The sequence below is a fragment of the Streptomyces sp. NPDC017095 genome (assembly GCF_044332325.1).
Taxonomy (GTDB): Bacteria; Actinomycetota; Actinomycetes; order Streptomycetales; family Streptomycetaceae; genus Streptomyces.
Genome location: NZ_JBIROU010000019.1, coordinates 1 through 22,515, shown reverse-complemented (window position 1 = coordinate 22,515; position 22,515 = coordinate 1). Strand labels below are relative to the sequence as shown.

19 protein-coding genes are annotated in these 22,515 nt (G+C 72.9%); 7 read left to right on the top strand and 12 right to left on the bottom strand.

All coding sequences use genetic code 11. The features are described 5' to 3' along the window. Positions 1-109: 109 nt before the first annotated feature. The 3 genes from ACH4OA_RS29860 to ACH4OA_RS29850 all read right to left on the bottom strand — a co-directional run bounded on the left by ACH4OA_RS29860 (position 110) and on the right by ACH4OA_RS29850 (position 3,427). Positions 110-1,498, bottom strand: a complete 1,389-nt coding sequence (locus ACH4OA_RS29860) for an alpha/beta hydrolase family protein (protein ID WP_397972270.1) — start codon at positions 1,496-1,498, stop codon at positions 110-112. Further along, a complete protein-coding gene (locus ACH4OA_RS29855; RefSeq protein WP_397941068.1) occupies positions 1,495-2,802 on the bottom strand; it encodes an MFS transporter in 1,308 nt (435 codons plus the stop codon). The genes ACH4OA_RS29860 and ACH4OA_RS29855 overlap by 4 nt, the downstream gene beginning before the upstream one ends. A 199-nt stretch (positions 2,803-3,001) precedes the next feature. After that, complete coding sequence (locus ACH4OA_RS29850) at positions 3,002-3,427, bottom strand: MarR family winged helix-turn-helix transcriptional regulator (RefSeq protein WP_397941070.1); 426 nt, start codon at positions 3,425-3,427, stop codon at positions 3,002-3,004. 229 nt (positions 3,428-3,656) lie between these two features. Between ACH4OA_RS29850 and ACH4OA_RS29845 the strand changes: the two genes are divergently transcribed. Genes ACH4OA_RS29845 through ACH4OA_RS29830 form a run of 4 tightly spaced genes read left to right on the top strand, consistent with a single transcriptional unit; the run spans position 3,657 to position 7,449 of the window. Next, positions 3,657-4,574: an SDR family NAD(P)-dependent oxidoreductase gene (locus ACH4OA_RS29845; protein WP_397972268.1), complete on the top strand. Its 918-nt coding sequence runs from the start codon at positions 3,657-3,659 to the stop codon at positions 4,572-4,574. Between the two features lie 11 nt (positions 4,575-4,585). After that, positions 4,586-5,461 (top strand): amidohydrolase family protein, encoded by an 876-nt coding sequence (locus ACH4OA_RS29840; RefSeq protein ID WP_397972396.1) that lies wholly within the window; start codon positions 4,586-4,588, stop codon positions 5,459-5,461. A 12-nt stretch (positions 5,462-5,473) separates the two neighbouring features. Beyond that, the gene (locus ACH4OA_RS29835; RefSeq protein WP_397972264.1) at positions 5,474-6,997 is read left to right on the top strand and encodes a long-chain fatty acid--CoA ligase; all 1,524 of its coding nucleotides are present in this window, start codon (positions 5,474-5,476) and stop codon (positions 6,995-6,997) included. Further along, a complete protein-coding gene (locus ACH4OA_RS29830; RefSeq protein ID WP_397972261.1) occupies positions 6,994-7,449 on the top strand; it encodes a MaoC family dehydratase in 456 nt (151 codons plus the stop codon). Before ACH4OA_RS29835 ends, ACH4OA_RS29830 begins: the two co-directional genes overlap by 4 nt. Here ACH4OA_RS29830 and ACH4OA_RS29825 read toward each other — a convergent pair. Beyond that, the gene (locus ACH4OA_RS29825; protein ID WP_397946874.1) at positions 7,440-8,270 is read right to left on the bottom strand and encodes a PaaX family transcriptional regulator C-terminal domain-containing protein; all 831 of its coding nucleotides are present in this window, start codon (positions 8,268-8,270) and stop codon (positions 7,440-7,442) included. The two genes, ACH4OA_RS29830 and ACH4OA_RS29825, sit on opposite strands and share 10 nt — an antisense overlap. 172 nt (positions 8,271-8,442) lie before the next feature. Continuing rightward, complete coding sequence (locus tag ACH4OA_RS29820; RefSeq protein ID WP_397972258.1) at positions 8,443-9,681, bottom strand: PP2C family protein-serine/threonine phosphatase; 1,239 nt, start codon at positions 9,679-9,681, stop codon at positions 8,443-8,445. Between the two features lie 290 nt (positions 9,682-9,971). On the opposite strand from ACH4OA_RS29820, the gene ACH4OA_RS29815 reads away from it, so the two are divergent. Together ACH4OA_RS29815 and ACH4OA_RS29810 are read left to right on the top strand one after the other, a co-directional pair. Beyond that, entirely contained in the window at positions 9,972-10,730 is a 759-nt protein-coding gene (locus ACH4OA_RS29815; RefSeq protein WP_397972255.1) for a methyltransferase domain-containing protein, read from the top strand. A gap of 108 nt (positions 10,731-10,838) precedes the next feature. Continuing rightward, positions 10,839-11,444, top strand: a complete 606-nt coding sequence (locus ACH4OA_RS29810; RefSeq protein ID WP_397946885.1) for a lytic polysaccharide monooxygenase — start codon at positions 10,839-10,841, stop codon at positions 11,442-11,444. Positions 11,445-11,529: 85 nt separating this feature from the next. Here ACH4OA_RS29810 and ACH4OA_RS29805 read toward each other — a convergent pair whose 3' ends face one another. The 6 genes from ACH4OA_RS29805 to ACH4OA_RS29780 form a co-directional block, all read right to left on the bottom strand. Beyond that, positions 11,530-12,612, bottom strand: coding sequence for a tellurite resistance/C4-dicarboxylate transporter family protein (locus ACH4OA_RS29805; RefSeq protein WP_397972251.1), 1,083 nt, complete (start codon positions 12,610-12,612; stop codon positions 11,530-11,532). Beyond that, positions 12,612-13,370: a respiratory nitrate reductase subunit gamma gene (narI, locus tag ACH4OA_RS29800; protein WP_397940988.1), complete on the bottom strand. Its 759-nt coding sequence runs from the start codon at positions 13,368-13,370 to the stop codon at positions 12,612-12,614. The genes ACH4OA_RS29805 and narI overlap by 1 nt, the downstream gene beginning before the upstream one ends. Beyond that, positions 13,367-13,993, bottom strand: coding sequence for a nitrate reductase molybdenum cofactor assembly chaperone (gene narJ, locus ACH4OA_RS29795; protein WP_365882681.1), 627 nt, complete (start codon positions 13,991-13,993; stop codon positions 13,367-13,369). The genes narI and narJ overlap by 4 nt, the downstream gene beginning before the upstream one ends. Next, positions 13,990-15,591, bottom strand: a complete 1,602-nt coding sequence (narH, locus tag ACH4OA_RS29790) for a nitrate reductase subunit beta (RefSeq protein WP_397972248.1) — start codon at positions 15,589-15,591, stop codon at positions 13,990-13,992. The genes narJ and narH overlap by 4 nt, the downstream gene beginning before the upstream one ends. 1 nt (position 15,592) lies before the next feature. After that, a complete protein-coding gene (locus ACH4OA_RS29785; protein ID WP_397972245.1) occupies positions 15,593-19,255 on the bottom strand; it encodes a nitrate reductase subunit alpha in 3,663 nt (1,220 codons plus the stop codon). Between the two features lie 442 nt (positions 19,256-19,697). Continuing rightward, complete coding sequence (locus ACH4OA_RS29780; protein WP_397972242.1) at positions 19,698-20,234, bottom strand: MarR family winged helix-turn-helix transcriptional regulator; 537 nt, start codon at positions 20,232-20,234, stop codon at positions 19,698-19,700. Positions 20,235-20,471: 237 nt separating this feature from the next. Between ACH4OA_RS29780 and ACH4OA_RS29775 the strand changes: the two genes are divergently transcribed. Continuing rightward, entirely contained in the window at positions 20,472-20,894 is a 423-nt protein-coding gene (locus ACH4OA_RS29775) for an SPW repeat protein (protein WP_365883968.1), read from the top strand. Between the two features lie 116 nt (positions 20,895-21,010). Here ACH4OA_RS29775 and ACH4OA_RS29770 read toward each other — a convergent pair whose 3' ends face one another. Beyond that, positions 21,011-22,027 (bottom strand): YihY/virulence factor BrkB family protein, encoded by a 1,017-nt coding sequence (locus tag ACH4OA_RS29770; RefSeq protein ID WP_397946890.1) that lies wholly within the window; start codon positions 22,025-22,027, stop codon positions 21,011-21,013. Positions 22,028-22,515: the final 488 nt, after the last annotated feature.

Below are 22,515 nucleotides of genomic sequence, written 5' to 3'. Positions count from 1 at the left end.
CGCTCCGGCGGCCGCCGCGCGCACGGTCGCCTCGTAGCGGTCTCGCCGCCGCCCGCGGGTCCTCCGCCCGGGAGACACCTCGGCCACCCGGCCGGTCCGCACCGTCGCGTCACGCCTTCGTGGGGCCGCTGTCCCCGGGGTGGGCGAGGTCGTAGGGCCTCGGATAGGGCGCCGGGTGGTAGGGCGCGTAGCGGGCCTCGGTCGTGGGATCGGCCTGGTGGGCGCGGGAGTTGAGGGCGCCGGGCGCGGTGTCCCAGTGGCCCGTGTCCAGGCGGTGCTCCAGGGTGTGCAGGGCGGCGAGCGTCTCGCCCGTGGTGAAGGCGCAGTGTCCGGGGCCGTCGACGTAGGCCTGGCCGAGCAGCGGGCCCGCGCCCGCTGCGGTGGCGGCCCGCCGGTAGGCGCTCTCGGACGGCACCGGGATGAGCGCGTCGCCGGTGGTGTGGATGTCGAGTTGGGGGTGGGTCAGCCGGCCGGTGAAGACGCTGGTGCGCCGCATCCACCGTACGGCCGGGGTGTCGGCGGAGATCCGGGGTGCCCGGTGGAGACGCGCGAGGTCGCCGCGCAGGGACAGGTCCGCCTCCTTGTACAGCTCGGTGACCTCCTTGTACAAGGGCGAGCGGCGGAGCATGGCCATGTAGTCGACGCCCGTGTTCCAGGAGGGGTTGCCGCCGGCCCGGCTCTCGGCCTCCTGCCGCCAGCTGAAGGCGGGGACCTGGAGGAGACCTCGTACGGCTTGGTACTGGTTGGCCTGCTGGGCGTCCCAGTCGGCCGGCCGCGGCTTGGTCTGCGCGGCGTCGTTGTGGACGGGGATGTCGTGCAGGGCGGCGGCGAGCGCGATGCGGGCCCGGCCTTCGGGAGTCCGCTGGGCGGCGTCGGTATGCGCGGTGAGCGCGTCGGCGGCGTTCCGCGCGGCCGGCTGGTCGGCGAAGCCGGTGAGCGGGATGCCGGAGCCGGGTGCCAACAGCGTCTTCAGCGCGAACACCGGGTCGAGTGTGCTGTTCCAGTTGGCGACGCCGCCCTGGACGAGCCCGCACATCGACAGCGAGCCGTCGAAGCGGTCGGCGTGCCGCTCGGCGAGCGTCGTCGTGACCAGTCCACCGTAGGAGGTGCCCCAGGCCAGGGTCCGCCGTGCCGGGCCGAACTTCTCCGTGAACAGGTCGAGCGTGGCGAGCTGGTCGGGTACGGCGTCTGTCACGGCCCAGCCGTTCGTCGCGTACGAGGAGCCGAGGAGCGCGTAGCCCTCGCCGAGCAGCTTGTCGCGGGTGTCCGGGGCGGGCGCGTTCTCGGCGGGGTTGGACCAGCCGACGGCGCGGTAGCCGTGGCTGTAGAGGAGGACGGTGCCATTCCAGGCGGCGGGCACGTCCATCAGGTACGCGGCGCCGGAGGGGAGCCGGCCCGTGAGGTGGCTGTCGGTGGCGGCCCGCGCGGGCAGGGCGGGCAGGGCGGCGGCCGCGCTCAGGATCAGGGTCAGTACGGCGGTGCGGGTGCGGGTCCTCAACGGGGTGTCCCTTCGGGGGCGGGGGCGGCGGTGCGGTGCGTGGTGGGGTCCAGAGCGGCGGTGCGTGTCTCGCGCAGGCGCCATACGGCCAGTGCGGTGACCGCGGCGCCGCCGCACAGCAGCAGGGCGACGGGCGTGCCGCTGCCGCCGGAGGAGGCGACGAGGCTGCCGGCGATCAGCGGTGAGAACCCGGCGCCGGCCAGGGTGGCGGCCTGGTAGCCGAGGGAGGCGCCGGTGTAGCGGACGCGGGTGCCGAACAGCTCGGTGAGCAGGGCGCCGAGCGGTCCGTACATCGTGGACTGGGCGAGGCCGTGGCCAAGGACGAGGGCGAGGATCAGCAGGCCCGGGGAGCCGGAGTCCACCAGGGCGAGCACGGGGAAGGCGAGGGCGGCCGAGGCGATGGCGCCGGCGAGGATCACGGGGCGGCGGCCCACCCGGTCGGACAGCGCGGAGGCGGCGGGCAGCACGAGCAGCGCCACGCAGGAGGCCACGGTCACGGCGCCGAGCACCTGCGGCCGGGCGTAGCCGTGGTCGACCGCGTAGGAGATCATGAAGCCGGTCAGCAGCGACTGGGCCGTGAAGGCCCCGATGCCGGCGCAGGCGGCGAGCAGCACGGGTCCCGGCCGGCGCAGCACCTCCACGAGCGGCGGCCGTGCCGCCGGTTCCCGGCGCGCCCGTGCGAACAGCGGGCTCTCCGCGATCTTGCGGCGTACGAACAGGCCGGTGGCCGGCAGGACGATGCTCAGCAGGAAGGGCACGCGCCAGCCCCAGGCGCGGAACTGGTCGTCGGGCAGCGCGGAGACCAGGGTGACGGTGCCGGCGGAGAGCACGGAGCCGAGCGGGGCGCCGAGCTGGGTGAGGCCGGACCACAGTCCGCGGCGCGGACTGCGGGTGTGTTCGGCGTGTTCGACGACCATCAGGGTGGCGCCGCCCCACTCGCCGCCGATCGCGATGCCCTGGACGACGCGCAGGGCGATCAGCAGCGTGGGCGCCCACACGCCGATCGTGCCGTACGTCGGCAGCACGCCGATGAGGAAGCTGCCGCAGCCCATCACGGTCATGGTCAGCAGCATCATCGACTTGCGGCCGAGCCGGTCGCCGAAGTGGCCGAAGACGATGCCGCCCAGTGGGCGGGCGACATAGCCCGCGGCGAAGGTGCCGAAGGCCGCGAGGGTGCCGGCCGCGGGGTCGGCGGCGGGGAAGAACAGGTCGCCGAAGACGAGCGCGGCGACGGTGCCGTAGACGAGGAAGTCGTAGAACTCGACGGCCGTGCCGAGCAGTCCGGACAGTGCGACGCGACGCAACTGCCTTGGGTCCGGCGGTGGTTGGGGAGGGGAGGGTTGTCCGGCGGAGGAGGGGGATGGCTGCACGAGGCGCTCCCTGATGCCGTGGCTCGGGGCGCCGGCGGGGGACCGCGCCGGCACCCCGGTGAAGCTAGGCACTAACGCGACGGCCGTCAATCATCTGCACGACATCGACCTCTCCCCCGCCGCCTGGATCCGGTCAGCCGAGGCCGCCCTCCGTCAGCCGCAGCAGCAGCGCGTGCAGCGTCTCCCGTTCGGCCGGCGTGAGCGGCCCCAGCAGCTCGTTCGTCACGCGCTGGGCCGCCTCGTCGGTGTCGCGCAGGAAGGCGCGACCGGCCTCGGCCAGGACGACGATCCGGCTGCGCCGGTCGTCGGGGGCGGGGCGGCGCTCGACGAAGCCCGGTTTCTCCAGGTCGTCGACCAGGCCGACGATCGCGCTCGGGTCGTAGCCGAGCCGCGCGCTCAGTTCGCGCTGGAGGGCGCCGCCGGAGGTGGCGAGGAAGCGCAGCACGGCGTAGTGGCGCAGGCGCAGCCCCGATTCCTGGAGGGAGGCGTTGAACAGCTGCCCGGAGCGCAGGCCCAGGCGGTACAGGAGGTAGCCCGTATCGGCGCGCAGTGCGCGCATCCACGGCTCGTGCGCGTCGATCGGAGCGGGGTTCGTGGCGTGCTGCTCGCGGGCGATGGCGGACTCCCTGGTCAAGGCCCCGCGCGGGGGCGTTCTGCGTACCGCCCCAGATTGTCGCATCGACCGGTTAGCCACAACTATTGACCTCGCCAACTATTGCTCTTAGCTTCGATTGCGAACCGCACCCAGTGCGTCTCGCAGGCGCACCCCCTTCCGAAGGGACTCGCTCGTGCCCAGCATTGATCTGACCGGCAAGGTCGCCGTGGTCACCGGCGGCGGCCGGGGACTCGGCCTCGCCTACGCCCGCGCCCTGGCCGCCCACGGCGCCTCCGTGGTCGTCAACGACATCGACGGGGCCGTGGCCGAGGCGGCCGCGAAGTCCCTCACCGAGGCCGGCGGGACCGCCGTCGCCGAGCCGGCCGCCGTCGGCACCGCGCAGGCCGCGGACCGGTTGGTCGCCCGCGCGGTCGAGACGTTCGGGCGACTGGACGTGCTCGTCACCAACGCCGGCATCCTGCGCGACAAGGTCCTGTGGAAGATGACCGACGACGACTTCGACGCCGTGGTCACCACACATCTGAGGGGAACCTTCACCTGCGCCCGCGCCGCCGCCGTGCGGATGCGCGAGCAGGGCGAGGGCGGCACCCTGGTCCTGGTCGGCTCCCCGGCCGGCCAGCGCGGCAACTTCGGACAGACCAACTACGCCGCCGCCAAGGCCGGGATCGTCGCCATGGCCCGCACCTGGTCGCTGGAACTGGCCCGCGCCGGCATCACCGTCAACGCGATCGTGCCGGTCGCCGCCACCGCGATGACCGAGACCATCCCCGCCTTCGCCCCGTACGTCGGGGCGATGAGGAACGGCGAGCCGCTGCCGGACTTCCTGCGCAAGGGCGAGGGCTTCGGCACCCCCGAGGACTGCGCGGCCCTCGTGCCCTTCCTCGCCTCGGACGCCGCCCGCGGCATCACCGGCCAGGCCATCGGCATCGGCGGCGACAAGGTGACGCTCTGGTCGCACCCGCGGGAGATCCGGGCCGCCTACGCCGACGGCGGCTGGACCGCCGAGGCCCTGGCCGGCGTCTGGCACACCTCCGTCGGCGCCGAGCCCGAGACGGCCGGCATCCCGGCGCCGAAGCTGCCGGAGGCGTGATGGCCCCCGCCATGAACCTCGACGGACTCGTCGCGATCGACGTCCACACCCACGCGGAGGTCTCCTCGCGCGGCCACTCCTCGCTGGACGACGGCCTGCACGCCGCCTCCTCCGCCTACTTCAAGGTCGAGGGCGAACGGAAGCCGACCCTCACGCAGACGGCCGCCTACTACCGCGAGCGGAACATGGCCGCCGTGATCTTCACGGTGGACGCCGAGTCCGCGACCGGCACCGAGCCGGTGCCCAACGAGGAGGTCGCCGAAGCGGCCGCCGCCCACGCCGACGTGCTCATCCCCTTCGCCTCGATCGATCCCTACCGGGGCCGGGCGGGGGTACGGCAGGCCCGGCGCCTGGTCGCGGAGTACGGCGTGAAGGGCTTCAAGTTCCACCCCAGCATCCAGGGCTTCTTCCCCAACGACCGCGCGCTGGCGTACGGCCTGTACGAGGTGATCGAGGAGACGGGCACCATCGCGCTGTTCCACACCGGGCAGACCGGCATCGGCGCCGGCGTCCCCGGCGGGGGCGGCATCCGGCTGAAGTACTCCAACCCCCTGTACGTCGACGACGTCGCCGCCGACTTCCCGCACCTGAAGATCATCCTGGCGCACCCGTCGTTCCCCTGGCAGGACGAGGCTCTCGCCGTCGCCACGCACAAGCCGGGCGTGCACATCGACCTGTCCGGCTGGTCGCCGAAGTACTTCCCGCCGCAGCTCGTGCGGTACGCCAACTCGCTGCTGCAGGACAAGGTGCTGTTCGGTTCGGACTTCCCCGTCCTCACCCCCGACCGCTGGCTCGCCGACTTCCGAGAGCTGCCGGTCAAGGACGAGGTGCGGCCGAAGATCCTCAAGGAGAACGCCGCCCGGCTGCTCGGGCTGATGACACCGTGAAGGGGCGCGACGATGCGCAACGAGGGACTGGGGTCGTGGCCCGTGCGCCGGGCCCGCAAGACCCCCCACCGCACCGCCCTGCTCCACGACGGGCGGCCGACCGACTACCTCACCCTGTACGCCCGCACCACCCGCCTCGCCCACGCCCTGCGCGCCCGGGGCGTACGGCGCGGTGACCGCATCGCCTATCTCGGCCCGAACCACCCCTCCTTCCTGGAGACCCTGTTCGCGGCGGGCATGCTCGGCGCGGTCTTCGTGCCGCTCAACACCCGTCTCGCCGGGCCCGAGATCGCCTACCAGCTCACGGACTGCGGGGCCGCGGTCCTGGTCCACGGGCCCGGGTACGCGGAACTCGTGGACGGACTGCCGGCCGGCACCGGCCTGCGGACCCGTGTCGAGGTCGGCACCGCGTACGAGACGGCGCTCGCCGAGGCCCCCGAGGACCCGATCGACGAACCGGTCGGTCCCGACGACGTCTGCCTCATCATGTACACCTCCGGGACGACCGGCCGTCCCAAGGGCGCCGTGCTCACCCACGGCAACCTCACCTGGAACGCGGTCAACGTCCTCGTCGACCACGATCTGATCGCCGCGGAACGCGCCCTGGTCTGCGCGCCGCTGTTCCACACCGCCGCCCTGAACATGCTCACCCTGCCGGTCCTGCTCAAGGGCGGCACCTGCGTCCTGGTCGAGTCCTTCGACCCGGCCGCCGTCCTCGGCCTGGTCGAACGGCACCGGATCACCTTCATGTTCGGGGTGCCGACGATGTTCGACCTGATGGCCCGGCACCCGCGCTGGGCGGAGGCGGACCTGTCCTCGCTGCGGATCCTGACGTGCGGCGGTTCGCCGGTGCCGGCCCCGCTGATCGCGGCGTACCAGGAGCGCGGGCTCACCTTCCTCCAGGGCTACGGCATGACCGAGGCCGCGCCCGGCACGCTGTTCCTGGACGCCGAGCACGCGGTCGGCAAGGCGGGCTCGGCCGGGGTGCCGCACTTCTTCAGCGACGCCCGGGTGGTACGGCCGGACCTCACCCCGGTCGGCGTCGGCGAGACCGGCGAGGTCGTCGTGCGCGGGCCGCACGTCATGCCCGGCTACTGGGGGCTGCCCGAGGAGACGGCCGCCGCCTTCGCCGACGGCTGGTTCCGCAGCGGGGACGCGGCGCGCGTCGACGAGGACGGCTACGTCTACATCGTCGACCGCATCAAGGACATGATCATCTCCGGTGGGGAGAACGTCTACCCGGCCGAGATCGAGGAACTGCTCCTGTCCCACCCGGACATCGTCGAGTGCGCGGTCATCGGCGTACCGGACGACAAGTGGGGCGAGGTGCCGCGCGCGGTCGTCGTGCCCCGCGAGGGCGCCTCGCCCGACCCGGCCGGCATCCTCGCGTCCCTGGCCGGACGCCTCGCCAAGTACAAGATCCCGAAGTCGCTGGTGGTCGCGGACGAACTCCCGCGCACCGCCTCCGGAAAGCTCCTGAAGTCCCGTCTGCGCGAGCGGTACGGCTCCGCCTCCCAGGTAAGGAAAGCCCCATGAGCATCACCGTCCACGGCATCGACGCACTCAAGGAGCTGGCCGGCGGCGACCTCGGCACGAGCGGGTGGATCGACGTCACCCAGGAGCGCATCGCCCTGTTCGCCGACGCCACCGGCGACCACCAGTGGATCCACGTGGACCCCGAGCGGGCCAAGGACGGCCCCTTCGGCGCTCCCGTCGCGCACGGCTACCTCACCCTGTCCCTCTTCATCCCGCTCTTCACCGAGCTGCTGGACGTCCGGGGCGTCACGACGAAGGTCAACTACGGCCTGGACCGGGTCCGTTTCCCCACGCCGGTGCGGGCCGGGTCGCGGATCCGGCTCGCCGCGAGGCTGGCCGAGGTCGAGGACGTGCCGGGCGGGGTGCAGATCGCCGTCGACGGCACCCTCGAGATCGAGGGCGGCGGCAAGCCGGCGGCCGTGCTGCGGAGCCTGTCCCGCTTCTACGTCTGAGCCGCGCGCACGGGCACCAGGTCGAGGAGGCGCTCCGCGGCGGCGTCCGCGAGCGGTGTGAGCCGCTCGTGCACCGCCCGGAACGTCTTCTCGGCCCGCTGCGCTGGCCAGTCGTGCGGCAGGTGCCCGACCGGCAGCCGGGGGTCGCGGCGGACGAGCCGCAGCCACTCGGCCTGGAGCCGCAGCCGCAGGACGAGCGCGTCGTCGGCGTCCGGCAGGCGCGTCTCCCACGGCTCCCAGCGCCGCAGGTACGCCGTGTAGCGGGCGGCCAGGTCGGACAGTTCCCAGGTCTCCTCGATCATCGCGGCGATGTCCGTGCCGGTGTCGGCGTGCGCGCGGAACACCTTCACATGGGCGGACAGGCCCAGCTCGGCCACCAGCGACGTCACGTCCACCGCGCCGGGCGCGATCCACAGGCCGTTGAACAGCGGGCCGAAACCGCTCCAGGTCAACCGGGAGCGCAGGTCGTGGCGCTGGCGCTGCCAGGAGTCGGGCAGCGAGAAGCCGAGCAGGGTCCAGGTGCCGTCCCAGTCGCGGTTGACGGCGCCGGTCCGCCAGATGCGGTGCTCGCCGTCGCGCAGGACGGCCGCCGAGTGCTCGGTGAGACCGAAGTACATGCGGCGGCCCTCGCGCTGACGCCGCAGCAGGTCACGGTGGACCATGCGGGTCAGCGTGGAGCGCGTCGCCTGTTCCCCGATGCCCGCGCGGGCGAAGACGTCGATGACACTGCCCGAGTACACACAGACGTCCCGGCCGAGCACCTGATCGCCCAGGAAGGTGAGCATGAGGGACTGGGGCCGCAGCGAGTCTTGCGAGGTCACGCGGCCCACCGTACTCCCGTCGATCACTTCCGTGACCTGGTGGTACGAGGGGACGGGCGCCCGCGGGCACCGGGCGGGACCGCCGCCGTGGGGCTCTCCGCGCCGCCCCGGCCGCCGGCGGACCCGGCAGCGCGCCGGCGCCGCTCCCCCGCCGTCCGGGGGCGTGTCCCGGTCACGGCTGCTCTCGCGGGCGCCCCGCCGAGGCCTGGTGGGTGTCCGCGCCGGAGCTGACGTGCCGCCGGGTGTCCCGGGGGCCGTGCCAGTCCAGGCACATCACGGTGGCATCGTCTTCGAGCCGGCCCTCGGCCGCGTCCCGGACCGCGGAGGTCAGCGTCAGCGCCGCCTCCCGAGGGTGCAGGTCGCGGGTGCGCTCCAGCAGGGCGAGCAGGTCGACCTTCTCCCCGTGCCGTTCGAGCATGCCGTCGGTCATCATCAGCAGACGGTCACCGGGGCGCAGGTCGAGGTCCTGCACCCGGTAGGGGTGGGGCACGGACACGGGCAGCCCGAAGGGGTGGTCCACCTCGCAGGTGATCGCCTCCGCCCGTCCCGCGCGCATGCGCAGGGGCCAGGGGTGGCCCGCGTTGACGAGCCGGGCCCGGCCGGTGTGCAGGTCGACGCGGAGCAGTTGCCCGGTGGCGTGCCCGCCGCCGTGGCCGGCCAGGGCCCGGTCGGCGCGCTCGGCCTGCTCGGCCAGACCGGCTCCCGCGCGGCGGGCACCGCGCAAGGCTCCCACCAGCACCGTGGCGGCCAGGGCGGCGTCGATGTCGTGGCCCATGGGATCGGTCACCGACAGGTGCAGGGTGTCGCGCTCCACCGCGTAGTCGAAGGTGTCCCCACTGAGGTCTTCGGAGGGTTCCAGGTGCCCGCACAGGGTGAACTGCGCGGCCTCGCAGGACAGGGACGGGGGCAGCAGCTGGTACTGGATCTCGGCTGCCAGGGTGGGAGGCCGGGAGCGTTTGCCCCAGGTGTAGAGGTCGGTGAAGCGGCCGTTGGCGATCACGACGTAGGAGAAGACGTGGGCGACGTCCCCGATCGCCCGGAGGACGTCCTCGCCGGGGCCTGCGGGCAGGAACATCTCCAGCAGCCCGATGGCGTCGCCACGGTTGGTGATCGGCACGATCACCCGCCATCCCCGGCCGGTCGCCTCCTGGTACATCCGCTGGGTGCGGATCACCTCCTCGTAGACGCTGCCGAACAGTCCGATCCGTTCCGCTTCCCGGCCGCCCTCCACACCCGGCGCGGTGGAGAGCCGCGCCACCGCCTTTCCCGTGAGGTCCACGATGAGGAACGACACCTGGCGGGCCCCGAAACACCGCCCGAGGTCGTCCGCGATCACGTCGATGGCGTCCACGGGCGCCGCCCGCTCCGCTGCGGTCAGCAGCCGGGTCAGTCCACTCTGCCCACCGCTCACGAGCACGGCCCCTTTCAGCGGCCCCCTCTACAGCTTGGGAACCTCCGAGTCGGGCGTCAATCGGTGCGCGGTGAGGACGGCGGCTGGGCCACGCCGGCCGGGCGCCCGCCGGGCGGGACCCACCCGCCGGCCGACGTCCGCGCGACCGCGTACGCGCTCTGGGCGATCGCCCTGCACGCCCGCCACACCGCGTCCGCACAACGTACGAAGTCCGTACGCGAGGACGCACCGACAGACCCCGGCGGGCCAGGGCAGCCCACCGCCACACCGGCGCGACAGGAGGGACGACGGTGACCAGCACCCCCGAGACCCGCGCGATCACGGCGGCTCCCGAGGGGCCCGAGCCCGCCGAGTACGACACCTGGTCGTCGCTGTGGTGGCAGCGCCGGGGCCCGCTCGCGATCCTGCACTGGGGCGCGCGGGCCCGCGCCGAGCACGTGCCCCCGGCGAGCCGCCCCGGCGGCCTGCTCCTCGACGTGGCCTGCGGCGGCGGGCTGCTCCACCCGCACATCAGGGACAAGGGCTACCGCCACGTCGGCGTGGACGTGTCCACCAAGAGCGCGGAAGTGGCCCTGCGGCACGGCGTCGACGAGGTGCTGATCCACGACATCCACGCCATCCCGCTGCCGGACGGCTGCGCGGACGTGGTGGTGGCCGGGTACTGCCTGGAGCACGTCGCGCGCCCCTTCGACGTGGTGGCCGAGTGCTGCCGCCTGCTCAAGCCGGGCGGCACCCTGGTGATGGACACCATCTCGGACACCTTCCTCGCGCGGCTGTCCGTGATCACGCTGGGCGAAGGTCTTCCGCTGACCTGGGCCGCGCCCAAGGGCACCCACGACCACCGCTTCTTCATCGCGCCGCACCGGCTGGCCGAGGCGTGCGCGGCGCACGGCGTCCCCGTCGACGTGTTCGGCGTCGTGCCCCACGTCCGCGATCTCGTCGCCTGGTCCCTGGGCCGCGGGTACGGCGTGCGGATGCGCAGTGGGACCTTCACGAAGATCCTCTACGGGGTGGCCGGTGTGAAGCCGCCCGAGGGGACCGCCCCGTAAAGCGCCGGCATTGGTATGGACATGTTCAAGTAGCCGCAATAGCCTGGGCTTGGTCTAGACCAAGCACGGCTCACCGAACACTCCCCACACGTTCCGAGGAGCGGCTACATGCGCACCAAGGCCAAGTTGTACGCGGCCGTACTGGGCCTCACCACCGCCGGCGCCTTCGTCCTGTCCACCGGCGGCGCCAGCAGCCACGGCTACACCGACCTGCCCGTCAGCAGGCAACTGCTGTGCGCCAACGGCACGGTGCGGGGCTGCGGCGAGATCCAGTGGGAGCCGCAGAGCGTCGAGGGCCCCAAGGGCTTCCCGGCGGCGGGCCCGGCGGACGGACAGCTCTGCTCCGGCGGCGAGACCCGGTTCGGCCAGCTCAACGGCGCCCGCACCCCGAAGGGCACCGCCTGGCCCACCACGAAGGTCACCGGCGGCCAGAGCTATACCTTCCGCTGGCAGTTCGAGGCGCGGCACGCGACGACCGACTTCCGGTACTACGTCACCAAGCAGGGCTGGAACGAGGACCACGCCCTGAGCCGCTCCGACCTGAACACGACGCCGTTCCTGACGGTCCCCTACGGCGGCAAGCAGCCGCCGGCCACCCTCAGCCACAGCGGCACCCTGCCGAGCGGGCTGAGCGGCCATCACGTCATCCTCGGCGTGTGGACCATCGCGGACACCGACAACGCGTTCTACGCCTGCTCGGACGTCACGTTCTGACCCCGGGCCGCACCTGTCCCTGACTCCCGGCGGAGGCCGGCGGCACCCGCCCGCCCGGCCTGCGCCGGGAGTCGCGCGCCGGGTCCTAGCGACCGCGGGACCGGCCGCCGGCCTCCGCCGGCCGGCGAGCGGGCCGGAAACGCGGGCGGGGCCGGCCGGCGAGACGCAGGGCGGTGACCATGAGCCACGCCGCCGACGCCGCCCACGCGAGCGGCCCGAGAGGGAGCAGCGCGGCGTCGAGCCGGTGTTCCGTGGCGAGTTGGGCGGTCGCGGTGGCGTACATGCCCGCGGGGAAGACGATGCACCACAGGGCCGGTTCGTAGGCGAGCGGCACCCGGTGGTGCCGATGGCGCCAGAGACCGGCGGCGAGCAGTGGCGGTATCAGGAGGGTCGCCCAGGTCCAGAGGGTGACGACCGTGTCGCCGAGGGGGCCGCGGGCCGGTTGCGGCAGCAGCTCTGCGTGGGCGAGGAGTTGGCCGCCGGCGAGGGTGCTGATGGCCGCGGCGCCCATGGTGATCCAGTAGCTGGGAGCGAGCCGGGCTGGCGGCGGCGGGTCGCGGCGCAGCCGCCGCAGTACGACGGTGAGCGTGCCCGCGTACAGCAGGACGCCGACGCCCCACAGCACGAGGGCCCCGGCGAGTACGAGGCGTGCCGGGCGCAGGCTGGTGAGGGCGATGACGACGGACTGGAGGCCGACGGCCGCCAGGAACCACGTGCCGTCGGCTAGGTGGAGCGTGGCCGGTGTCCGGGCCCGCCACAGCCGCACCGTCGCACGGGCGAGCGCCGCCCATACGGTCACGGCGACGGTGAGCAGCGCGCAGCCCGCGATCCGGGCCGGGCCCGCGCCGAGCCGGGCGGCCAGGACACCGCTGGCGGCGACCAGGGTGTAGTGGCCGAACAACCGCGCGGGGTCGCGGAGTTCGGCGCGCAGCACGTCCCGGTGACGGGCGGCTTTCACGGCGGTCGCGGTCAGCAGCGGCAGGTACAGGGCCGCCGCGACGCAGAACAGGACTCCGGACGCGGTGGGGGCGCCGGTCCGGTCCAGGGCCCGGGAGACGATGCCGGTGGCCATGACGGGCGCGAAGCACGCGGGAGGCAGGCCCCGGCACCGTTCGTCCAGTCGTATCCGCGTCAGCGGCGCCTGCCGCTCGTGCAGCCGGGTGCGCATCAGCGGCGCGTGAGCGTGCCCCGGGCCGGCCGGCGGCGGGTGTGGTCCGGGCCGGAGCCGGGCGCGGCCGGTGCCTGCCCGGCGCCGCGGGAGCGGTAGACGATGTAGGGGCGGGTCAGATAGCCCAGCGGCGCGGTGAAGGCGTGGACGAGACGGCTGAACGGCCACAGCGCGAACAGGGCCATCCCCAGCAGGGCGTGCACCTGGTAGGCGAGCGGCGCGTGGGCCATGGCGGGCACGTCGGGGTCGAGGGTGAACACCGAGCGGAACCACACCGAGACACCGCGGCGGTAGTCGTAGGGGTGGGGCTGGAGGGTGGTGGCCGTGGCGGCGAGTCCGGCCAGCAGGACGCAGCCGAGGAGCGGGTAGACGGCGCGGTCGCTGCGGCTGGTCGCGGCCCGGACGGCGGGCACACGCAGCCGCCGGTACAGCAGGACGGCCAGCCCGGCGAGGGTGGCCAGGCCCGCGGTGCCGCCGACCAGCAGGGCGTTGGCGTGGTAGAGCCACTCGTGGACGCGGACACGTTCGGTGAGCGGCTCGGGAACGAGCAGGCCGATGGCGTGGCCGGCCACGACGAAGACCAGTCCGTAGTGGAACAGCGGCCCGCCGATCGCGAGCAGCCGGTGTTCGTGGAGCTGGCTGGAGCGGCTGGTGAACCCGAACCGGTCGTAGCGGTAGCGCCAGGCGGTGCCCGTGACCAGGACGGCGAGCACCAGATAGGGCAGGACGCCCCAGAGGGCGATGTGCAGGTGGTTCACCGGGAGGTCTCCTCCACGTGCGGGCTGTGGGGGGCGCGTTGCGGGTACGGCAGGAGGCCGACCGTTTCGACGGGCGGGCCGGTGCGGGCGAGCCGTAGGGCCGCCTCGCGGCTCGGCGGGCGGGGGCCGGGCAGGGAGCGGCAGACCGCCTCCAGGACGTCGGCGTACGGGCTGTGGTGCGCGGTGAGGGCGAAGCGCAGCAGTTCCAGGGCGGGCCGGTGCTCGGTCAGCAGCGCGGTCCCGGCGTCCGGGGTGCGGGCGGCGAACTCCAGCATCAGCGGCAGGAAGTCGGGCAGTTCGTCCTCGGCCGGCTGCCAGCCGTGCTCGCGGTACAGCGCCTTGAGGCCGGCCAGTGCGGTGCCGCGCCGGCGGGTGTCGCCGTCGGTGTAGTACGTCATATAGAGGCAGCGCCGGCGGCTGCGGTCGAAGGTGGCGACGTACCGGGCGGCCAGCGTCAGCGGCTCGGTCTCCCGGGCGTGGGCGCAGAACCCCAGCAGGAGTCCGGTCTCCGCGCCGGGTACGGCTTCGAGCGCCGTGCGTACGGTGGGCAGTCGCCGGACCCAGTCCTGGTCGGGGTAGCCGAGCAGCAGGGAGGCGGCCTGGAGGACGACGGGGCGGCTCACCGGGTGCCGTCCGCGCCGCGCGGGAAGAGGCCGTCGGGGCGGCCCTTGCCGTTCCAGTTCAGCAGGTTGACCCTGCCGCGCAGGGAGGTCCCGGCGTGTTCGGGCTCGGCGGCGGGCGGGGCGTGGAAGGCGTCCGCGTCGTACATGCCGGCGCCTCCGGGGCCGTCCAGACCGCAGCCTGCGTCGAGGTCGTCGGCGGGTACGGTGCCGGTGTAGCTGGTGGGGATGACGTAGCGTTCGTCGTACTTGGCGAGCGCGAGCAGCCGGTACATGGCCTCGATGCCGTCGGCGTCCAGGCCGACGGCGCGGGCGATGGCCGGGTCCTGCTCCTCGCCGAGGTTGATCCGGCGCATGTGGGAGCGCATCGCGGCGAGCCGGCACAGCGCCGCCTCCACCGGGGCCGGGTCGCCGGCGGTGAACAGTTCGGCGAGGTAGGCGACGGGGATGCGCAGCGCGTCGATCGCGGCGAACAGCTTGGCCGGGTCCTCGCCGTCGTGCCCGGTGGCGGTGAGCGACTCCACGACCGGGGACAGCGGCGGGATATACCAGACCATGGGCATGGTGCGGTACTCCGGGTGCAGGGGCAGGGCCACCTTGTAGGTGTTGATCAGGGCGTGCACGGGCGAGCGGCGGGCGGCGGTGATCCAGTCGTGCGGGATGCCGGCCGCCTCGGCGGCGCGCGCGACCCCGGGGTCGTGCGGATCGAGGAAGCAGCCCAACTGGGCTTCGTACAGGTCCTGTTCGTTTTCCGTGGCGGCGGCCTCGCCGACCTTGTCGGCGTCGTAGAGGATCACGCCGAGATAGCGCAGGCGGCCCACGCAGGTCTCGGAGCAGACGGTGGGCTGGCCCGCCTCGATGCGCGGGTAGCACAGGGTGCACTTCTCGGCCTTGCCGGTGGAGTGGTTGAAGTAGACCTTCTTGTAGGGGCAGCCGGACACGCACATGCGCCAGCCGCGGCAGCGGTCCTGGTCCACCAGGACGATGCCGTCCTCGACCCGCTTGTACAGGGCGCCGGAGGGGCACACGGCCACGCAGGACGGGTTGAGGCAGTGCTCGCAGATGCGGGGCAGGTAGAACATGAACGCCTGCTCGTACTCCAGGCGGACCTGCTCGTTCATCTTCTGCAGCACCGGGTCGCCGGCGAGGTGCGCGGGGCCGCCGCCGAGGTCGTCGTCCCAGTTCGGGCCCCAGCTGATCCGGGTGGGGCGGCCGTCGATCAGGGAGCGGGGCGGTGCGGTGGGCACGTCGTCGCCGAGCGGCGCGGAGATGAGGTTCTCGTAGTCGTAGGTCCACGGTTCGTAGTAGTCGGTCAGGGACGGCAGTTCGGGGTTGGCGAACAGGCGGGCCAGGCGGCGGGCCCGGCCGCCGCCGCGCGGCACCAGGCGTCCGTGCCTGAGCCGCCAGCCGCCCTTCCACTTGTCCTGGTCCTCGTAGCCGCGCGGGTAGCCCTGCCCGGGGCGGGTCTCGACGTTGTTGAACCACACGTATTCGGTGCCCGACCGGTTGGTCCAGGTCTGTTTGCAGGTGACCGAGCAGGTGTGGCAGCCGATGCACTTGTCGAGGTTCATCACCATCGCGACCTGTGCCATGACGCGCATGTCAGTACTCCACGTTCTGCGTGCGCCGCCGGATCACGGTGACCGCGTCGCGCTGGTTGCCGGTGGGGCCGTAGTAGTTGGGGGCGAAGGAGAGCTGGGCGTGGCCGCCGATGAGGTGGGTGGGCTTGATCAGCAGCCGGGTGAGGGCGTTGTGGACTCCGCCGCGGCGCCCGGTGGCCTCGGACAGGGGGACGTTCACCAGGCGTTCCTGGACGTGGTACATGAACACGGTGCCGGCCGGCATGCGGTGGGAGACGACCGCCCGGGCCACGACGACGCCGTTGGGGTTCTGGGCCTCGATCCAGTCGTTGTCCGCGACGCCGATCGCCTCGGCGTCCTGGACGCTGATCCAGATGACGGGGCCGCCGCGGGCGAGGGTCTGCATCAGCAGGTTCTCCTGGTACTCGGAGTGGATCGACCACTTCGAGTGCGGCGTCAGATAGCGGACCGTCACCGACCGGGTGCCGCCGTCGTCCGCGCGGGGCTGTTCGCCGAGGGCGGCGAGATCCAACGGCGGCCGGTAGACGGGCAGTTGTTCGCCGTACTCGGCGATCCACGGGTGGTCGAGGTAGAACTGCTGCCGGCCGGTGAGGGTGTGCCAGGGTTTGGCGTGCTCGGTGTTGACGGTGAAGGGCGCGTAGCGGCGGTCCGCTCCCTCCTTGCCCGACCACTCGAAGCTGGCCCCGACCTGGACCGGGCGGGTCTGGGTGTCGGAGAAGGTGATGCGCCGTTCGGCCACCGACGCGGCCAGTTCCCCGAAGCCGCTCTGCTGCCCGCACCGTTCGGCGAGCCGCTCGAAACCCTCGGCGGCGAGGCGGCCGTTGGTGGTGCCGGACAGGGCGAGGATCGCCTCGCAGAGCTTGACGTCGGTGTCGAGCAGCGGCCGCCCGCGCACCGGTGCGGAGGTGGCGGTGCCGCACCGGGCGGCGAGCCAGCGGGCCTCGGGCCCGGGGCGCACGGTCACCCCCTTGACCGTCATCCCCTCCTGCTCGGCCAGCGGCCCCAGGGCGGCGAGCTGGTCGCCGAGGGCGGTGTAGTCCCGTCTGACGAGGGTCAGGCGCGGGGCGGTGGGCCCGTCGGGCGGGGCCTCGCCGGGCGTGTCGTGCTGGAGGGCGGTGGCCACCAGGTCGTAGCCGACGTCCAGGCGTCCCCTGGCCAGGCGGCTGACCTCGGCGGCCAGGCCGTGGAAGATCTCGAAGTCGGTGCGGGCCTGCCAGGGCGGGTCGATCGCCGGGGAGAAGGCGTGCACGAACGGGTGCATGTCCGTGCTGGACAGGTCGTGCTTCTCGTACCAGGTCGCCGCGGGCAGGACCAGGTCGGCGAACAGCGTGGTCGAGGTCATGCGGAAGTCGAGGGCGAGCAGCAGGTCCAGCTTGCCGCGCGGCGCCTCCTCCCGCCAGGTCACGTCCCGGGGGCGGCACCCGGGCGGCGCCTCCTCGGCGCTCGCGTTGTCGGAGGCGCCCAGCAGGTGCCGTAGGAAGAACTCGTTGCCCTTGGCGGAGGAGCCGATCAGGTTGGCCCGCCACACGGTGAGCACCCGCGGCCAGTTGACCGGGTCGTCGGGATCCTCGCAGGCGTACGAGAGCCGGCCGGCGTCCCGTTCGGCGGCCACCCACGCCTCCGGGTCGGCGCCCGCTTCCCGGACCCGCCGTCCCAGGGCGAGCGGATTGGCGCCGAAGGTGGGGTACGACGGCATCCAGCCCTGGCGTGCGGAGCGGGCCACGAGGTCCGCGGTGTGCAGGCCTGTGAGGGCTCCGGGCCCGGCCGGCGCGGCCAGGGCGTCCGCGGTGAACTTCTCGTACCGCCACTGGCCGGTGTGCAGGTACCAGTACGGCGTGCCGGCCATCTGCCGTGACGGGCGCACCCAGTCGGAGGCGGTGGCCAGCTGCTGCCAGCCCGCGTACGGCCGCACCTTCTCCTGGCCCACGTAGTGCGCCCAGCCGCCGCCGTTGACGCCCTGACAGCCGGTGAGCAGCAGCAGCGACAGGAACGACCGGTAGATGGTGTCCGAGTGGAACCAGTGGTTGGTGCCCGCTCCCATCACGATCATGCAGCGGCCCCGGGTCTGCTCCGCGGTGCGGGCGAACTCCCGCGCCGCGCGCACCACGGCGCCCGCGGACACGGAGGTGATCGCCTCCTGCCAGGCCGGTGTGCACGGCACGGACGCGTCCTCGTACGAGGCGGGCCACTGTCCGTCGAGACCGTCGCGGCCCACCCCGTACTGGGCGAGCATCAGGTCGAAGACGGTGGTCACCAGGCGGCCGCCGACGCGCAGGGCCGGCACCGACCGGGTGAGAGAGGCGCCCGGCTCGTCGAAGCGGGGCAGCAGCACGCGCGCGGTGGTGGAGTCCGCCCGCCCGTAGCAGCTCAGCAAGGGCTTGATGCCGCCGAGGTCGAGGTTCCAGCGGCCCTCGCCCGCCTTGCCCCAGCGGTCGCCCAGCGTGCCGTGGGGCACCGCCGGCCGCCCGGTCACCGTGTCGTACACGACGGGCATCCAGCGCCGCGCCGCCGCCTCGGCGCCCGGGGCGAGGTCCAGGTCGCGGGCGGTCACGAAGGCGCCCGGCGTGCGGCCCTGTGTCCCGTCGCCGTCGAGGGCGATGAGGAAGGGCAGGTCGGTGAACCGCTGCACGTAGTCCGTGAAGTACGGCACCTGGCGTTCCACGAAGCACTCCCGCAGGATCACGTGCCCCATCGCCATGGCCAGCGCGCCGTCCGTGCCCGGGTGGGGGTGCAGCCACTCGTCGGCGAACTTGGTGGCGTCCGCGTAGTCCGGCGAGACCACGACGACCTTCTGCCCGCGGTAGCGCGCCTCGGCCATCCAGTGGGCGTCCGGGGTCCGGGTGACCGGCACGTTGGAGCCCCACAGCATCAGATAGGCCGCGTCCCACCAGTCGCCCGACTCCGGTACGTCCGTCTGGTCGCCGAAGACCTGCGGCGAGGCGATCGGCAGATCCGCGTACCAGTCGTAGAACGACAGCATCGGCGCGCCGAGCAGCGCGTGGAACCGCGCCCCGACCGCGTGCGAGGCCATCGACATGGCCGGGATCGGGGAGAAGCCCGCGATCCGGTCCGGACCGTACTCCTGAAGGGTGTGCACATGGGCGGCGGCAGCGATCTCCAGGGCCTCTTCCCAGCCGATGCGCACCAGGCCGCCCTTGCCGCGCGCGGACTGGTAGCGGCGCCGCTTGGCGGGGTCGCCGGTGATCTCCGCCCAGGCCGCCACCGGGTCGCCGCCGAGGCGCCGCTTTGCGTCCCGGAACATTTCCACCAGCACACCGCGGGCGTGCGGATACTTCACCCGGGTCGGCGAGTACGTGTACCAGGAGAACGACGCCCCGCGCGGGCAGCCCCGCGGCTCGTAGTCGGGCCGGTCGGGGCCCGCCGAGGGATAGTCCGTCGCCTGTGTCTCCCAGGTGATCAGACCGTCCTTCACGTACACCTGCCAGGAGCACGATCCCGTGCAGTTCACCCCGTGGGTGGAGCGGACCACCTTGTCGTGCGCCCAGCGCTCGCGATAGGGCTGGTCATTGACCTGTTGGTCGGTGCGGAAGACGGCCCTCCGCTCGGGCGTGGTCGGCGCCCGCCGCAATAACTGCCCGGCCTCGAAAAGCCGTTCGGCCGCCTCCGCGGCGACCCGCGCCGCCTTCGCCTTGCCACGTCCCACGCCCTCGGACTCCCCTCGGGATCGGGCTGCCGGAGCCGGCGTACCGGCACGGGCCCTGTCGATGAACGTGGCCAGACTGCTCTTGTCCCGTCCGTACCGCGCACCTCTTTTTCGCCATTTGGTTGTACTCAGAACTTGTTTTTCTTGCGCTTTGCAATGACCGGTCCGCACATGCCGCTCCGATATCGAGGAGGCATGTCCGGCGGCTCCGCCGCGTATCTCTTTCACCGCGTCCGGCGCGGTCAGGGCGGCGTTTCCCGTGGCGGAAGCCCCTGCGGTCCGCAGAGGGTCCGGCCGGGGAGTTCTCGGCGGTTTCCCAACAGTTTCCCAACAGTTCCCCGGCCGAAAGCGAGTTTCGTCAATGGCATGCCCTATCGGTGAACTGGTGCCCGATTGCCGGGGCCCTCAAGTGCTGGCGCGATTCCGGTGCGGCCCTCGGATGTCAGGTGTCGCGCCCGTTCGGCGCGTTCACCGGCCAGCCCAGCGGGTTCGGTTCCACGTCGTCGCCCAGCGAGGCGGACGGTTCCTCACCCGCCTCGTTGAACGCGTTGAGGGCTTCGACCAGGGCCAGGCGCTGAGCCGGCCGGAGCCGTTCCACGATGGCCGCGATCTCGGCGCGCCGCCGGGCCGTCACGGTCTCCACCATGCGCCGCCCCTCCGCCGTGAGCCGCAACAGGGTCTCGCGGCGGTTGCCGGGATTGGGCCGGCGGTCCGCCAGCCCGGCGGTGATCAGCCGGTCCACCATGCGCATCGCCGTCGAGGGGGCGACCTGGAGCAGCTCGGCCACCGACACCAGCTTGGTGGCACCCCGGCTGGACAGGACGGCCAGCATGCGGAACTGCGGCAGCGTGACCCGCTCCGCGACCTCGGCGAGCGATCTGGCGGAGACCGTCACCAGCAGCCGCGAGGCCGTCAGCACGGCCCGGGTGACCGCGTCGACATCGTCCAGGTCCCCGGCAGGGGGCTCGATCTCCGCCATGGCCTCCTCCCAGCGCGTCGGGCCCTTGCGCTCCTCCGCACCCCCTTCTTTAGCGTAGGCAAGGATCCCGCCTCCGGCAGGCGCTCGGGCCGGTGGCTCCGGGGCCCGGCCGCGAGGCACCCCGGCGGCGCCGAGAAATCCGAGATTTTGCACTGTGCCAATGAATCGGATGCGTGTACCGGGATACGCAAAAGGGGACGAAACACTCGGACGGAAGGGAGGTGGCCCCTCGTGGCCATGCACTCTCGCATCGAGGAACACCCCGACCTCATGGCAATGCGGGCCCACTACGCGGAGGTGTCCGCGCGGCCCCAGCTGCAAGCGGCGGAGGGCCTGACCCTGCTGACCGGCCTGTACATGGCGATCTCGCCCTGGGTGGTCGGTTTCAACGGCAGTCGCCTCGCGGTCAGCAACCTGGTCACCGGCATCACCCTGGCGATACTCGCGCTGGCGTTCGGCTCGGTGTACGAGCGCACCTTCGGTATGGGCTGGGTCGCGGCGGCCATCGGCGCGTGGACCATCGTCAGCCCGTGGGCCGTACGGAACGCGGCGCCGACGACCGGCACGATCGTGAGCAACATCATCACGGGCGTCATCGCGCTGCTCCTGGGGCTGGCGACCATCGCAATGGCCTCGCGGCGCCGCCACCGCCGTACCTGACACCGGCGACCGGCCGGCCGACGCGCCGCAAGGGCCGCGTGCGCCTGTACCGCGTGCGGGTGCTCGTGCCCTGGCAACGTCGGCCGGCCGCTCCGTCGGCGCACCCCCGGAGCCCGTCAGTGGTCGTCGTCGCCGGAGGGCTTCTCCTGCGGGGGTTCCGGCGGCGGTTCGAAGTGGACCTGGACCTTCTGGAAGCCTTTGAACGCCTCGGTGGCCGCGTACGACTGGTAGGCACGGCGGTCCGCCGGGCTGAGCCGCACCCGGTCCGTGAACGGGGTCAGCAGACTGCGCGGCCACAGCCGCATCACCCGTACGGCCCCCACCTCGGCCGCCATGACGAAGATCAGCGCACCCGCGTAGAGCCAGGCGAGCAGGCCCAGGACGATGCCGAACATGCCGTAGGTGGCCGTGGCACCGCGCAGGACGTGGCTCACGTAATAGGAGCCGCCCCATTGCAGCGCCTGCCACGCGCAGGCGGCCCCCAGCCCGGCGCCCGCCAGCCGGCGCAGCGGCAGGACCCGGTGGGTGAGCAACCGGTAGCTGAGCAGCAGCAGACCGGTGTTCAGGAGCACGGAGCCCGCGGTGGCGGCGATCCACGTTCCGCCCCGCAGCCGCACGCCGAAGACGTACGTCGCCGAGGCCGTGACGGACAGCAGCGTCAGCGCGCACAGGCCGAGGGCCAGCAGCAGCAGGAAGAGCAGGCCCTTCAGCCGGGACTGGAGCGGGTCGGGGCGGGCGTGCCGCGGGACGGCCCAGATCTTGTTCAGGGCGTACTGCGCGGCCTGCGCCACTCCCAGGGAGCCGTAGAGACTGCCGGCGATACCGATGGCCAGTGCGGCGCCGTTGCTGTGGAAGGAGTGGATGTTCTCGCCGATCTGGTCGCCGATGACCGGGAACTCGCTCAGGGCGGAGTCCAGGACGCGGTGCCGCAGCGCGGGATCGTCGCTGAGGAAGGCGCTCAGCACGGCGACCAGGATGAGCAGCAGCGGGAACAGCGAGATGAAGCCGTAGTAGGTGAGGAGGGCGGCGAGGTACAGCGCCTGGTCGTCGTAGAACTTGTAGACGACGGCGAGCGGCAGGCCCACCCAGCGGTGGCGTCGCTGGTAGGCGTCCAGGCGCGCGAGAAAGGTCATGCGGCCCGCCCTGGCGGCCGGCCACGCGCTGCACCGGCCCGCGCGGGGGGCACAGCGCGCGGGCCGGTGCGCGTCCGGTCCGGCTTCCGCCGTGTCGCGTTCCTCGTCCTCATCGCATCTCGCCACCGCACTGCTCGGGAAGGTCCGGCCGGGTCCGGGCCTGCCGGCCCGGGAGCCGTCATCCGGCCATGGACCCGGTCGGTGACGAACCGGCGCGCTGTACGCCATCAAGAGTCACCGTCCGCCCCGTTCCGAAACGGGGGGCGGACCGGTCTCGGAGGCATCGCGGGTATCAAGGGCATCAGGAGCTTCCGGAGCTTGGACGGCCTCGGGTGCTTCCGGAGCTTGGAGGGCTTCGGGGGGCTCGCGTCGGCGTCTGGAGCTACCAGGGTGGCGGGGGGTGCCTCTATGTCTTTCGTCAAGCGATGCGGGGGCTCCTGGGTTCGTAGAAGGTTCCGTCGCGGAGCATGGCGAACAGGACGCTGGTG

What these genes read in the sequence shown, in the direction of transcription:
- ACH4OA_RS29850 (WP_397941070.1), bottom strand. Translation starts at nt 3,427, where the DNA reads ATGCGCGCACTGCGCGCCGATACGGGCTACCTCCTGTACCGCCTGGGC.
- ACH4OA_RS29840 (WP_397972396.1), top strand. Translation starts at nt 4,586, where the DNA reads ATGAACCTCGACGGACTCGTCGCGATCGACGTCCACACCCACGCGGAG.
- ACH4OA_RS29835 (WP_397972264.1), top strand. Translation starts at nt 5,474, where the DNA reads ATGCGCAACGAGGGACTGGGGTCGTGGCCCGTGCGCCGGGCCCGCAAG.
- ACH4OA_RS29830 (WP_397972261.1), top strand. Translation starts at nt 6,994, where the DNA reads ATGAGCATCACCGTCCACGGCATCGACGCACTCAAGGAGCTGGCCGGC.
- ACH4OA_RS29810 (WP_397946885.1), top strand. Translation starts at nt 10,839, where the DNA reads ATGCGCACCAAGGCCAAGTTGTACGCGGCCGTACTGGGCCTCACCACC.
- ACH4OA_RS29805 (WP_397972251.1), bottom strand. Translation starts at nt 12,612, where the DNA reads ATGCGCACCCGGCTGCACGAGCGGCAGGCGCCGCTGACGCGGATACGA.
- narH (WP_397972248.1), bottom strand. Translation starts at nt 15,591, where the DNA reads ATGCGCGTCATGGCACAGGTCGCGATGGTGATGAACCTCGACAAGTGC.
- ACH4OA_RS29780 (WP_397972242.1), bottom strand. Translation starts at nt 20,234, where the DNA reads ATGGCGGAGATCGAGCCCCCTGCCGGGGACCTGGACGATGTCGACGCG.
- ACH4OA_RS29775 (WP_365883968.1), top strand. Translation starts at nt 20,472, where the DNA reads ATGCACTCTCGCATCGAGGAACACCCCGACCTCATGGCAATGCGGGCC.
- ACH4OA_RS29770 (WP_397946890.1), bottom strand. Translation starts at nt 22,027, where the DNA reads ATGACCTTTCTCGCGCGCCTGGACGCCTACCAGCGACGCCACCGCTGG.